The 13,001-nt window shown below is 68.8% G+C and carries 12 protein-coding genes and 1 pseudogene; 7 read left to right on the forward strand and 6 right to left on the reverse strand.

The genetic code is table 11. The features are described from left to right. Nucleotides 1-77 precede the first annotated feature (77 nt). The 4 genes from ADK57_RS35620 to ADK57_RS35635 all read left to right on the forward strand — a co-directional run bounded on the left by ADK57_RS35620 (nt 78) and on the right by ADK57_RS35635 (nt 4,462). Nucleotides 78-1,028: a TIM barrel protein gene (locus ADK57_RS35620; protein WP_053753822.1), complete on the forward strand. Its 951-nt coding sequence runs from the start codon at nt 78-80 to the stop codon at nt 1,026-1,028. Between the two features lie 8 nt (nt 1,029-1,036). After that, on the forward strand, nt 1,037-2,464 hold the full coding sequence (locus tag ADK57_RS35625) for a sugar porter family MFS transporter (protein ID WP_053753823.1): 1,428 nt from the start codon (nt 1,037-1,039) through the stop codon (nt 2,462-2,464). 91 nt (nt 2,465-2,555) lie between these two features. After that, nucleotides 2,556-3,575: a Gfo/Idh/MocA family oxidoreductase gene (locus ADK57_RS35630; RefSeq protein ID WP_053753824.1), complete on the forward strand. Its 1,020-nt coding sequence runs from the start codon at nt 2,556-2,558 to the stop codon at nt 3,573-3,575. Further along, nucleotides 3,572-4,462, forward strand: coding sequence for a sugar phosphate isomerase/epimerase family protein (locus tag ADK57_RS35635; protein ID WP_053753825.1), 891 nt, complete (start codon nt 3,572-3,574; stop codon nt 4,460-4,462). Before ADK57_RS35630 ends, ADK57_RS35635 begins: the two co-directional genes overlap by 4 nt. A gap of 190 nt (nt 4,463-4,652) precedes the next feature. On the opposite strand, the gene ADK57_RS35640 is transcribed toward ADK57_RS35635, so the two are convergent. The 3 genes from ADK57_RS35640 to ADK57_RS52100 form a co-directional block, all read right to left on the reverse strand. Then, nucleotides 4,653-6,347 carry an NAD-dependent malic enzyme gene (locus ADK57_RS35640; RefSeq protein ID WP_078973528.1) on the reverse strand — a complete coding sequence of 565 codons (1,695 nt, stop codon included), beginning with the start codon at nt 6,345-6,347 and terminating at the stop codon, nt 4,653-4,655. A gap of 559 nt (nt 6,348-6,906) precedes the next feature. After that, nucleotides 6,907-8,319 (reverse strand): dihydrolipoyl dehydrogenase, encoded by a 1,413-nt coding sequence (lpdA, locus tag ADK57_RS35645; protein ID WP_053753826.1) that lies wholly within the window; start codon nt 8,317-8,319, stop codon nt 6,907-6,909. A gap of 225 nt (nt 8,320-8,544) precedes the next feature. Then, entirely contained in the window at nt 8,545-8,673 is a 129-nt protein-coding gene (locus ADK57_RS52100; RefSeq protein WP_267890797.1) for a hypothetical protein, read from the reverse strand. Nucleotides 8,674-8,812: 139 nt separating this feature from the next. Here ADK57_RS52100 and ADK57_RS35650 point away from each other — a divergent pair. Continuing rightward, nucleotides 8,813-9,400, forward strand: a pseudogene (locus tag ADK57_RS35650) (MFS transporter); the annotation flags it as partial. A 179-nt stretch (nt 9,401-9,579) separates the two neighbouring features. Here the strand turns inward: ADK57_RS35650 and ADK57_RS35655 are convergent. After that, the gene (locus ADK57_RS35655; RefSeq protein WP_053753827.1) at nt 9,580-9,828 is read right to left on the reverse strand and encodes an alpha/beta fold hydrolase; all 249 of its coding nucleotides are present in this window, start codon (nt 9,826-9,828) and stop codon (nt 9,580-9,582) included. Here ADK57_RS35655 and ADK57_RS48235 point away from each other — a divergent pair. Beyond that, the gene (locus tag ADK57_RS48235) at nt 9,827-9,988 is read left to right on the forward strand and encodes a CGNR zinc finger domain-containing protein (protein WP_324612247.1); all 162 of its coding nucleotides are present in this window, start codon (nt 9,827-9,829) and stop codon (nt 9,986-9,988) included. The two genes, ADK57_RS35655 and ADK57_RS48235, sit on opposite strands and share 2 nt — an antisense overlap. 37 nt (nt 9,989-10,025) lie before the next feature. Here the strand turns inward: ADK57_RS48235 and ADK57_RS35660 are convergent, their stop codons facing one another. Continuing rightward, nucleotides 10,026-10,535: a winged helix-turn-helix transcriptional regulator gene (locus tag ADK57_RS35660; RefSeq protein ID WP_234390514.1), complete on the reverse strand. Its 510-nt coding sequence runs from the start codon at nt 10,533-10,535 to the stop codon at nt 10,026-10,028. A 224-nt stretch (nt 10,536-10,759) separates the two neighbouring features. On the opposite strand from ADK57_RS35660, the gene ADK57_RS35665 reads away from it, so the two are divergent. Then, complete coding sequence (locus ADK57_RS35665) at nt 10,760-11,332, forward strand: TetR/AcrR family transcriptional regulator (RefSeq protein ID WP_053753828.1); 573 nt, start codon at nt 10,760-10,762, stop codon at nt 11,330-11,332. A 249-nt stretch (nt 11,333-11,581) separates the two neighbouring features. Here the strand turns inward: ADK57_RS35665 and ADK57_RS35670 are convergent, their stop codons facing one another. Beyond that, nucleotides 11,582-12,448: an alpha/beta fold hydrolase gene (locus ADK57_RS35670; RefSeq protein WP_053753857.1), complete on the reverse strand. Its 867-nt coding sequence runs from the start codon at nt 12,446-12,448 to the stop codon at nt 11,582-11,584. Nucleotides 12,449-13,001: the final 553 nt, after the last annotated feature.

Raw genomic sequence — 13,001 nt, forward strand, 5'->3', positions numbered from 1 at the left:
ATCGTACTCGACTAGAGCGCGCTAGTAGAGCGCGATACCCGTTGGTCACCTCTGTCCCTCTCCCCAAAGGACACCCCATGGCAACGGCGCCATCCTCCCTCCGCACCACCGCGGGCAACCTGTGCCTGGGTTCCGCCCCCGACTCCTGGGGCGTCTGGTTCCCCGAGGACGAGCACCAGGTGCCGTACACCCGTTTCCTCGACGAGCTGGCCCAGGCCGGTTACCGATGGCTGGAACTGGGCCCGTACGGCTACCTCCCCACCGACTCGCAGCGGCTCAGGGAAGAACTGGAGTCCCGTGGCCTCCAGGTCTCCGGCGGCACCGCCTTCGGCGCGCTGCACCGGCCGGAGGCCTGGGACGAGATGCTCGCTCACGTCCGCCGGGTCGCCACGCTGACCGCTGCCGCAGACGCCCGTCACCTCGTGCTCATCCCGCCGATGTACCGGGACGAGAAGACCGGAGCGTTCACGGAGCCGCCGGAACTGACCGCCGAGCAGTGGGCGGGCTTCGGCCGGACCGCCGACCGGCTCGGAAAGCTGCTCCTCGACGAGTACGACATACGGCTCGTCGTCCACCCGCACGCCGACAGCCACGTCCAGACTCAGCCGGAGATCGAGCGGCTGCTCAACGAGTCGGACTCCCGTTACACCAACCTCTGCCTGGACACGGGGCACGTGGCCTACGGCGGCGGCGACAACCTCGACCTGATCCGCCGCTTCGGCGAGCGCATGGGCTACGTCCACATCAAGCAGATGGACCCGGAGGTCCTGGCCCGGGTCGCCGTGGAGCAGTTGTCGTTCGGAGAGGCCGTCAGGCGAGGGGTGTGCGTGTCGCCCCCGGCCGGCGTGCCGAACCCGGCCGACGTGGTGGCCGAACTCGCCCGGCTGGACGCCGAGTTGTTCGTGATCGTCGAGCAGGACCTGTACCCGTGCGCTCCCGAGGTACCCCTGCCCATCGCCGTACGCACCCGTGATCACCTGGCCGACTGCGGTCTCACGGGTACTCGACGCCCCACCCCCGACCAGTAGGAGGCGACATGGACATCAGGGACGACACGCCACAGGCCCTCACCAGCCGCACTGCCGACGACGCCCCGGTCGCGGTCTCCCGGCGGCTGCGCCTCATCACCGTCATCGCCACCTTCGGCGGACTCCTCTTCGGCTACGACACCGGCGTCATCAACGGCGCCCTGCCGTACATGGCCGACGACCTGGGCCTGACCCCCTTCACCGAGGGAATGGTCACCAGTTCGCTGCTCCTCGGAGCCGCCCTGGGCGCGGTCACCGGCGGGCGGCTGTCGGACGCCCGCGGACGCCGCCGTACGATCCTCGTCCTCGCCGTGGTGTTCTTCGTCGGCGCCCTCGGCTGCACACTGGCGCCCAACACCGCGGTCATGGTCGTGGCACGGTTCGTACTCGGCCTCGCGGTCGGCGGCGCCTCGGTGACCGTGCCCGTCTACCTCGCCGAGGTCTCCCCCGCCGAGCGACGCGGCGCACTCGTCACCCGCAACGAACTCATGATCGTCAGCGGCCAGTTGCTCGCCTTCACCTCCAACGCGATCATCGCCCAGGCGGGCGGCGAGTCCGGCGGCGTCTGGCGCTGGATGCTCGTCCTCGCCACCCTCCCGGCGGTCGTGCTCTGGTTCGGCATGCTGGTCATGCCGGAAAGTCCGCGCTGGCTGGCCTCGAAGACCCGCTTCGGCGAGGCCCTGGAGGTACTCAAGCAGGTCCGGTCCGGGCAACGGGCCGAGGCCGAGTTGAGCGAGGTGTCCGCGCTCGCCGTCAAGGAGGAGCGGGAGAAGCTCGGCGGCTGGCAGGACATGAAGGCCACCCCGTGGGTGCGCAAGCTCATGTTCGTCGGCTTCGGCATCGCCATCGTGCAGCAGATCACCGGCGTCAACACGATCATGTACTACGGCACCCAGATCCTCACCGACGCCGGCTTCGCCTCCGACAGCGCCCTGACCGCGAACATCGCCAACGGTGTGATCTCGGTGCTGGCCACCTTCGTCGGCATCTGGCTGCTCGGCCGGGTCAGCCGCCGCCCGATGCTGATGACCGGTCAGATCGGCACGACGGTCGCCCTGTTGCTCATCGGTGTCTTCTCCCTGGTGCTGCCCTCGGGTGACGGCCGGGCGTACGCCGTGCTCGCCATGACCGTCACCTTCCTCGCCTTCCAGCAGGGCGCGATCTCACCGGTGACCTGGCTGATGCTCTCGGAGATCTTCCCGATGCGGATGCGCGGCTTCGGGATGGGTGTCGCGGCGGTCGTGCTCTGGCTGACCAACTTCGTCATCGGACTGGTCTTCCCGTCCCTGGTCGACGCGATCGGGATCTCCAACACGTTCTTCCTCTTCGTGGTGGCGGGCGTCTGCTCCCTCATCTTCGTCAAGCGCTACGTCCCCGAGACCAAGGGCCGCACCCTCGAAACCCTCGAAGCCGAACTCCGCGCCCGCTTCTCGTGACCTCTCCTGACCTCTCCTGACCTCTCCCGACCTCTCCCGACCTCTCCTGACCTCTCCTGACCTCTCCTGACCTCTCCTGAAGGAAATGACCATGACCGTACGTGTAGGTGTCATCGGCGCCGGAATGATCGGCCAGGATCACATTCGACGACTCACCGAAGTCGTCACCGGGGCCACCGTCACCGCGGTGACCGACCTCGACGCCGCGCGCGCCGCCGAGGTGGCCGCCCACGTGGGCGCCTCCGCGCTGCCGGCCGGCCCCGATCTCATCAACTCCCCCGAGGTGGACGCCGTTCTCGTCACCTCCTGGGGACCCACCCACGCCGAGCACGTCCTGAACGCCATCGCGGCCGGCAAGCCGGTCTTCTGCGAGAAGCCCCTCGCCACCACCGCCGTGGACTGCCTGCGCATAGTCGACGCCGAACGCGCCCACGGCCGCCGTCTGGTCCAGGTCGGCTTCATGCGCCGCTTCGACGCCGGCTACCGCCAGATGAAGGAGGTCATCGCCTCCGGCTCCCTCGGAACCCCGCTCATCGTGCACTGCGCCCACCGCAACCCGACGGTGCCCGACTCGTACACCTCACACATGGCCGCGCAGGACACGTCCGTGCACGAGATCGACGTCCTGCGCTGGCTGCTCGACGACGAGATCGTCTCCGCCCAGGTGCTCACCCCCCGCGCCACGAGCAAGCGGTTCGAGCACCTCAAGGACCCGCAGATCATGCTCTTCGAAACCGCGAGCGGGATCCGTATCGACCTGGAGGTCTTCGTCAACTGCCAGTACGGCTACGACATCCAGTGCGAGACCGTCGGCGAGGAGGGCCTCGTCCGGCTGCCCGACCCGGCCGCCGTCGGTGTCCGCAGCGCGGGGCGCCACGGCGCTGCCGTGTTGCAGGACTGGAAGAGCCGGTTCACGGACGCCTTCGACACCGAGTTCCGCGAGTGGATCACCTCCGTCGAAGACGGCAGCGAGCCCACCGGGCCGTCCGCGTGGGACGGCTATGCCGCCACCGTCATCACCGACGCCGCCGTCAAGTCCCTCGACTCCGACGGCACGGTCGTCGCCGTCGACATGAAGCCCCGCCCCGCCTTCTACGGAGGCACCGCATGAAGATCGCCCTCGACCCGTACATGTTCCGGTCCCTTCCCATCGATGCCATGGTGCGCACGGTCGCCGAACTCGGCTACGAGTACATCGAGTTGTCGCCCCGCGACGACTTCATGCCGTTCTTCCTGCACCCACGGGCGGACGACGAGCGGATCGCGCGCTTGAAGAGCGCACTGCGCGAGCACGGCGTCAGGCTGTCGTCGGTCCTGCCGCTGTACAAGTGGTCCTCGCCGGACGAGGTCGAGCGGCAGGCCGCCGTCCGCTACTGGAAGCGGATGATCGAGATCACCGCCGATCTCGAATGCCCGCTGATGAACTCGGAGTTCAACGGCCGCCCGGAGCGCGCCGCCGAGAGCGAGGCCGCCTTCTGGCGCTCGATGGAGGAGTTGCTGCCCGTCTTCGAGCGGGAGGGCGTCGCCCTCGACCTGGAGGCCCACCCGGACGACTTCTGCGAGGAGAACACCCCCGCGGTCGACCTCGTACGGGCGATCAACAAGCCCTGGGTGAACTACCTCTACTGCGCCCCGCACTCCTTCCACTTGTCCGGCGCCTCGGAGGTCGGGGCGGACATCGCGGCGATGATGCGCTACGCGGGCGACAAGCTCCAGCATGTGCACATCGCCGACTCCTTCAACCACAAGGGCTCGTCCGGCCTGCGCTACATCCTCAACCCGCCCGGCACCACCGCCCGTATCCACCAGCACCTGGACATCGACCAGGGCGAGGTGGACTGGCACGCCTTCTTCGGCACCCTGCGCGAACTCGGCTTCGACGGTGTCGCCACGGCATGTGTCTTCGCCTGGGAGGAACGGGCCCGCGAATCCTCGGCGTTCATGCTGGACCGCATCACCAAGGAACTCACTGCGCAACCCATCCGTCCTCCGGTCTGAGCCTTCATGGCGCCCGCATCGGCTGCCCAAGGCGCTCGCCGCCGCCACATCGCCCGGTCCCTACGCGGCGCTGACGGTGGGTGCTCCGTACGTCACCGACAATCCGGGCGACGAGGCGCCCGGCCGGGCGGAGCCTGAGCCTTGGCTGGAGCAAGCGCACGCTCACGCGTCGCCGAAGCCGGCTCGTCCGTCAGTCGTACTCGGGCTGCCACATGGCGTCCTGGATCTGCTGGATCACGTCGTCGATGCGGGCCCGGGCGACGCCGTCCTCGGCGGCGCGGCGGGCGACGGCCGCGGCGACCACCGCCGACGAGGTGCGCAGGTTCTCCACCTCCGGCAGCAGGGCGGCGCCGGGCCGTGTCAGGTCGGCGAGGCCGGCTACGGCCTCCGCCGCGGCCTGGAGCATGCCGTCGGTGATCCGCTCGGCGCGGGCCACCACGGCGCCCAGCCCCAGCCCCGGGTAGAGGAGGGCGTTGTTGGCCTGGCCGATGACGTACGTGGTGCCGTCCAGCTCCACCGGAGGCACCGGGATGCCGACGGCGACCAGGGCCTTGCCCCCGGTCCATCGCAGCACGTCCTCCGGCATGGCCTCGATCTTCTCCGTGGGGTTGGACAGCGGCAGGACCACCGGCCGTTCGACGCTGCGGGCCATGGAGCGCACCACGTCCCTGGTGAAAGCCCCGTGCTGGGTGGAGGTTCCCACCAGCACGGTCGGACGCACCCGGTCCACCACGCTGTGCAGGTCGGCCGGCTCTTCGTCGGGCCACTCGTCGTCGGGGCGCGCGTACGGTTCCTGGTAGTCCCGCAGCCCTTCGGTGGACCGCCGCAGCAGGCCTTGGCGGTCCACGCACCAGATACGCCGGGTGGCCTCCTCCCGTCCCAGACCGTCGCGGACCATGGCGTCGCGCAGCTGGTCTGCGATGCCCACGCCCGCCGTCCCGGCGCCGAAGACCACGACCCGCTGGTCCCGCATGGGCGTGTCGGTGACCCGCACCGCGTTCAGGACGCAGGCCAGCGCGATCGCGCCGGTGCCCTGCATGTCGTCGTTGAACGTGCAGATCTTCTCCCCGTACCGCTGGAGGATGCGGCGGCCGTTGCCGGGCCCGAAGTCCTCCCAGTGCAACAGCGCGTGCGGGAACAGCTCACCCACCGCCTCCACGAAGTCGGCGACGAACGAGTCGTACGCCTCGCCGCGTACCCTGCTGTGCCGGTTGCCGACGTACAGCGGGTCGTTGAGCAACGCCTGGTTTCCGGTTCCGACGTCGAGCATCACCGGTACGGCCCGCCCCGGGTGGATGCCCGCGGCGGCGGTGTAGACGGCCAGTTTGCCGACCGAGATCTGCATACCGCCCACGCCCCAGTCGCCGATGCCGAGAAGCTGCTCCGCATCGGTCGCCACCACCAGGTCGACGTCGTCGGGGCCCAGGCCTGACGCCCGGAACGCGGGACGGATGTCCTGGGGACGGTCGATGGACAGGTAGACCCCGCGCGGCCGCCGGAATTCGTGGCTGTATCGCTTGATCGCCTCGCCCACGGTCGGGTCGTACACGATCGGCAGCAGCTCGGCGAGATGGTCGGCGAGCAGCCGGAAATAGAGGACCTCGTTGCGGTCGTGGAGCTGCTCCAGGTACACGTTCTTCGCCAGGTCGTCCGGCTGCGCCCGCAGTTGCTCCCAGGCACGGCGCGCCTGGAGCTCCAGGGACAGCACCGTGGGCGGCAGCATGCCGACCAGGCCGCGCCGCTCCCGCTCCTCGTGGGTGAAGGCGACGCCCTTGTTGCCCAGCGGATCCTCGAGCAGGGCGCGGCCGCCCGGTTCCCTGTGGCCGGTGCGGTCCTTCTCCCTTCCGTTGTGGCCATCATGTGCACGATTTCGGGGCGGGGCCATCGGCTCTCCTCACATCGGACGCCTGCCGTAGGGGGCTCGTTCTTCCCCAGGCGTCCCGGGTACCCCGGCCGCGCGACAGGCCACCATCGCCCCATCCGTTTGTCGCAGGGTCTTCCCGCATCGCAGCCCGCATCGTGCGCACAGTTTGGGGCGGTGCCGTTGGCCTGGCCGCGGCACGTCCTGCCCGGTGTGACAGCCCCCATCGGGTCGATCGATTTCCTCGACGAGCCGATGGTGCGTTGACGTGTAGCCAACTCGCCCACCGGTTCGGCGGTCCGCCGCCGAACCGGTCACTGGCACCGTGAGTCGTCCCGCGAAAGCCCCCGCCGGCGCATGGCGTCGGTGACCGGCACCGGCATATTCCGTGACTCACCAGGCGGAGAGGAAGAGCCCCCCGATGCCGCGAAACGGCAACGGGAGTTGAGCTTCTCCAACGCCCCGAGAACCACCCCTGCCTCGGATCTCCCCCAACAAGGGATCAGGGCCCCTTGGCAGCTCGAGGTCGCGAAACCCTTCCGAGCACCAACGGGCCCTGTTTGCCGCTGCGCCGAGCGCCCTGCTACATGTTGATCATGTGGCCGGCGAGGCCGTGGACGGCTTCCTTGACCGCCTCGCCCAGGGTGGGGTGGGCGTGGACGTTGCGGGCGACCTCGTGGACCGTGAGGTCCCACTGCTGGGCCAGGGTCAGTTCAGGGAGCAGTTCGGTGACGTCCGGGCCAATGAGATGGGCCCCGATCAGCTCGCCGTACTTCGCGTCGCTGATCAGCTTCACGAAGCCGCTCGGGTCGCCCAGGCCGTGGGCCTTGGCGTTCGCGGTGAACGGGAACTTGGCCACCTGGACGTCGAAGCCCTTCTCCCTCGCCTGCGCCTCGGTATAGCCGAAGCTGGCGACCTGCGGCTGGCAGAAAGTGGCCCGCGGGATCATCACGTAGTCCAGCTCCATGGTCTCCGCGTCCGCGATCGTCTCGGCGGCGACCACACCCATCGCCTCGGCGGCGTGCGCGAGCATCAGCTTCGCGGTGACGTCGCCGATGGCGTAGATGTGCGGGACGGAGGTGCGGCCACGGCCGTCGACGTCGATCGCGCCGCGCTCGGTGACGCGCACGCCGGTGTTCTCCAGACCGTAGCCGGTGACGTTCGGCGCGAAGCCGATCGCCTGCAGGACCTTGTCGGCCTCCAGGACCTGCTGGGCGCCGTCCTTGCCGGTGACCGTGACACGGACCTGCGGGCCGGACTCGTCGATCGACTCGACGCGGGTGGAGGTGAGAACGTCGATGCCCAACTTCCGGTACTGCTTGGCCAGTTCGGCGGAGACCTCGGCGTCCTCCAGCGGGGCGACCCGGTCCAGGAACTCGACGACGGTGACCTTCACGCCGTAGTTGTGCAGCACGTAGGCGAACTCGACACCGATGGCCCCGGCGCCGGCGATCACGATCGACTGCGGCAGGTCCTCGGCCAGGATCTGCTCCTCGAACGTCACCACGCGCGACGTACGGCGGGTGCCGGGCAGCAGCTTGGGGCTCGCCCCAGCGGCGATGATGCAGTGGTCGAAGCCGATGGTGCGGGTGTTGCCTTCGAAGTCGGCCACCTGGAGCGTGTGCGGGTCGACGAACGTGCCGCGCCCGCTGATCTCCGTGATCTTGTTCTTCTTCATCAGGTAGTGGACGCCCTTGACCCGGCCGTCCGCGACCTTCCGGCTGCGGCGGAAGGCCTCCCCGTAGTCGAAGGAGACCTCACCCTCGACCTTGATGCCGAAGGTCTTCGCCTCGCGCGTGAAGATGTGCGCGAGCTCGGCGTTGCGCAGCAGGGCCTTGGTGGGGATACAACCCACGTTCAGGCAGACGCCGCCCCAGTACTTCTCCTCGACGACCGCGACGCTCTTGCCCAGTTGGGCGGCCCGGATGGCGGCCACATATCCGCCGGGGCCCGCGCCGAGTACGACGACGTCGAAGCGCTCACCCTGCTCGTCCATGGACGGCTTCCTTTCCACTGGGGCGGCCGGCCCCCGGGGAGGGGCCGACTCGCTCCCGATCGAACAACCTGGTCATCAACTCGACAGCGGCGGCATCCGCCACCGCCCGCCGCAGGGGAGCCGGTGGAGGACGAGGGAGGCGACCCTATGGTTCACCACCTCGCCGGCGGTTCCCCGGACGTCCGCTTCAGCGCGCCGGCGCCGTGATCTATGCCCGCTCGACCATCATCGACAGCGGGCCGACGCCCCGTCGACCTCGTGTACTCCGGCCTTGGCGGCACCGAGCGTGAGGGGGTCCCTGGACGCCTCCTTCGCGATGATGCGGGGCCAGAACGTCGGAAAGATGATCGTCAAACTCTGAGCCCACCTTCGAAGGACCGCGAAAAGGGCCTGCCGTGCGTACGGCAGGCCCCTTTCGTGTTGGTCGTGGGCACGGTCGGCGCGCCAGGGGCAGGGGCCCACCCTCTCCGTGCAGAGCGCTTGCGCTCACCGACTACGCCGCCAGTACCTGCAGACGGTCGGCGGCTACTCGCCGATGGAAGCCGACGTGCGAATGCTGCCCTGGACCGCCATGCCCATGATCGCCGGGCCGCCGGCCGGGGCACTGTCCGACCGCATCGGCGGCGCTCCCGTCGTCACGGTGGGCATGACCCTGAACGCCGTCGGCCTCGGGCTCTGGGCACTCACCGTCGAGCCCCACGTCTCCTACACCCACCTGCTGCCCGCACTGATCGTCTGCGGCATCGGCATGGGCATGTTCTTCGCTCCCAGCGCCAACCTCGTCATGAGCACCGTCCGCCCGGAAGAGCAGGGCATCGCCTCCGGCGCCAACAACGCGATCCGTGAGGTCGGCGGCGCCATCGGCGTGGCGTCGCTGGCCGCGGTCTTCTCCGCCCAGGGCGGCTACGGATCCGCCTCACTGTTCGTGGACGGGCTGATCCCGGCCCTCTGGGGCGGAGCCGGTGCCGTCGCCCTGGCAGCGGCTGTGGCGTTGCTCATGCCCCGGCAGCGCAAGGCCGACGACCCGGCTGCCGGCCTTGCTGCAGGGAGTGCTCCGGCCGGCGCTCCGGTCGCCACCTGAAGCCGGACTGAGGGGCGGCCCAGGCGGTTACGGCGGGGCCGCCCCTCGGCCTGTCCTGCCTTCCAGGCTCGTTCGCAGTGCGGGGTCATCACACCGTGGTCGAGGGCCCCTCGGACAGTGCGCCCCTCGGGTCGGCGCTCGACCGGCTGAGGGGCACCGCTTCTGTCACCGTGGGCGGCTCACCGGCTCGTCTCGCCGGTGAGGAAAGGCCGCAGATGCGCCAACTGCGCCTCCGGTTGCTCCTCCGGGATGAAGTGGCCGCACTCCGGGATCTCGGCACCGGTGACGTCGTCCGCGTAGCCACGCCAGATCTCCAGTGTCTGCAGGCGGGCAGGCAGCCCCGCGGAACCCCACAGCGCCAGCAGCGGCATGGTGAGGCGGCGGCCTTCGACGGCGTCGATGTCGTCGAGCGCGGTGTCCTCCTCCATGGCTCGCGTCTGCGGAGCGGACCGCTGCGCACTGCGCTTCCTGGACCGCTCCCCGGCCCGCAACCGCCGCTGGTGCTCCATGTCCCGCTGCGCAAACCGCACCAAGGTCCGCCCCCATCAGGCACGTACACGACAGAGCGGCCGGATTACGGAGAGCTGACGGAGGAGCGCGATCACGATGCCACCCGTTCCTCAGCTCATCCGGGCGACCTCATACGAAAGGCCGGGCCGGGGACGCTCTCGATGTCTTCGGCCTGCACGGCGTGGCCTCGTTCGCAGCGAATCTGAACGTCGACGTGCGCGCCGCACTCGCGGTGTCGCGCCAATACCGCCGGCCCCTCCGAGTCGGCACGGTAACGGTCACCCCACTGCAGCAGCCCCATCACGGCCGGCACCAGATCCATGCCCTTAGAGGTGATCACATACTTCGGCCGACTCCGCGAACCGGGCTCCTTGTACGTCTCCGTCGCCAGGATCCCTTGCTCCACCAGCATCCGAAGCCGCGTCGCGAGGAGGTTGCGCGGACAGCCGAGGACGCGTTCGAAGTCGCTGAAGCGGGACGAGCCGTACCAGACCTCGCGCAGGATCAGGATCGTCCACTTCTCACCCACGACCTCAAGAGTCCGCGCGATCGAGCAGTTGGACGTGTCCCGGTCGAGTCGGGGGTCCATGCCGGTGTCTTGGAGAACTTCGGTCCACGCATCCATGGGAGCGATTCTAACCGAGTTTGAGTTTACTTTTAGATACTCAGGCGCCCGGCGGAGCACACACCCCTCACCGACGAGGAAGTCGCGACCCACCTGGGGTCGGGCACCCACCTCGGGCCGTAAGCCATGCGCATGACCTCACGGGCATAATATTACATGCGTCAGACCATGAACTAAGCTCGGATTGCAGGGCAACGGCCTTACCTCGCGACGGGAGGAAGCCTGTGGCGCGCTACACCAAGGAGCACAAGCAGGTGACGCGGCAACGGATCATCGAGAAGGCCGGCCACCGATTCAAGCAGGACGGGATAGACGGCTCGGGCATTTCGACACTGATGGCGGACGCCGGGCTCACCAACGGAGCGTTCTACGCCCACTTCACCTCGAAGGACGACCTCGTCGCCAACGTCGTCGCCGATGAACTGCGCACGCAGGCGGAGCGTTACGACACGCTGCGGCCCGGCCGACAGGGACTCGAGGACTTCGTTCGCGGCTATCTGTCGCCCGAGCACCGTGACCAGCCCGGCACCGGATGCCCCTCCGCCGCACTGCTCGACGAGATCGGCCGCTGCGCGGACGCCACCAAGCAGGCGTACACCGAGGGCGCGACGGCCATCGTGGACGAGATCGCCGCCCGCCTGGCGCCTGCGGATCCGCAGTCCGCTCGCGGCAAGGCCATCGGGCTCTTCACCATGATGGTGGGCACGCTGCAACTGTCCCGCGCCCTCGCCGACCGTAAGTTCGCGGACGAGGTCCTCGAGAAGGGAATCGAGAACGCCCACACGTTCATGCGCTGAGAGTGACGACCGAGCCGCAACAGTGTGGTGGTCGACCGCCGCCGCCGGGCGATACGCGAGGGCATCGAGCCGAGCCCGGATGCGATAACCGTTCCGCGCGTCCGAGCATGGACACTCGCGACCACTCGCGGACTGGTGAAGTGGCCGCTCCCGCCTCGCCTCATGACCGGTTGACGGGCGTCGACCACCCGGACCGGAGAAGCCTCCAAAGTCCCCAGCGCACGTACCGCCCCCCACCCCTGACACCCACTACCGCCCAAGGAAGTCGAGGGCTTCCGCCACGAACTGCTCGTGGAACTGGAAGATGCCTCCATGGCCGGCGTCGGGATAGACGACCAGGTCGGCGTTCGGCAGTCGCCGGGCCAGTTCGAACGAGTTCTTCGTCGGCACCATCCTGTCGCTCTCGCCGTTGGCGATGAACACGGGCTGATGGATGACGGAGAGGTCCTGGGACTGTGCGAGCCCCCAGCGGTGGATGGCCTTGAGCTGGGCGAAGTACGACGTGGGGGAGATCGCCTTGTCCCGGTCGTGGGTGCGCTCCTTGAGACGGGCGAGGAACTGCTTTCCGGCTCGGCGCCCGCCCGCGGTGCGGGTGAAGAAGAGGAACTGCTTCGGGTCCTGGAGAGTGAACAGGGCCCGGACGGTGTCGAGATGGGACAGCCGGCTCACGTTCTTGATGCCCTCACCGCCCGAGGGGCCGGTGCCCGTGAGGATCAGCTTGCGGACGAGCCGCGGTTCGGCCTGCGCGATCACCTGGGCGATCATGCCGCCCATCGAGAAGCCGTGAATGTCGACATGCTCGAGCCCGAGCCCCCGGATGAAGGTGACGGCATCCTTCGCCATCTCCTCGATGGTCTTCGGCGTCGAGCCGCTGGAAGCGCCGACGCCCCGGTTGTCGAAGGTGATGACCCGGTGCTTGGCAGCGATGCCGTCGACGACCCGGGGGTCCCAGTTGTCGAGGACCGCGGCAAGGTGGGTGATGAAGACCACCGGGACGCCAGTCCGGGGACCGAGGTCACGGTAGGCGAAGGCCACTCCCCCGGCGGCGAGGGTGCGGGTCGGCGCGTTCTTGTACGAGGTCACCACGTCACCTCGTGCTCCTTGTGCGTCACTCATGGCCGTGCCCTTCTGCATGGGGGTTTCGGGACTGCGGCGGCAGTCGGTTCGGTCGGCGGCAGAAGGCCCTTAGGAGTTGAAACCCCGATCGGTTGAGTCCTTCAGCATCACGCCAACTATTGAATTATGACCATAATTCCATCGGGGTGCAAGAGATGCGCCGCAGACGATGACGGTGAGGCCGCGACAGCGACTCGGTTCCGCCACAAGACCGCCCCTCCCCCGGGGAGCAGGTCGATGTCGCGGCAGCGCACGAGACCACGCCACCAGGGCGCACCGACCGGCAGCCGGGCCTCATGGAAGGCAGTGCCGCGAAAGTCGACAACTCGTCGCCCGGACGCAGGACGCGATCCATTTCAAGCCGACGACCCCGCCGCCGACTCGGCGACTACTGGGTCACTCTCTGGCCGATCAATGAAGGCGCAGAGGACATAGCCGCCACCCTCACGCACGGCGCGATTGGCTCTCGGGGCCACGCAGTAGCGACCTCGGCCAGCGGTTCAGAAGACCTGGACCGGGCGTTCCGGTTGGCACGAGGCGCGCTTGAACTCGG

This window comes from Streptomyces sp. MMG1533 (assembly GCF_001279775.1).
Classification (GTDB): Bacteria; Actinomycetota; Actinomycetes; order Streptomycetales; family Streptomycetaceae; genus Streptomyces.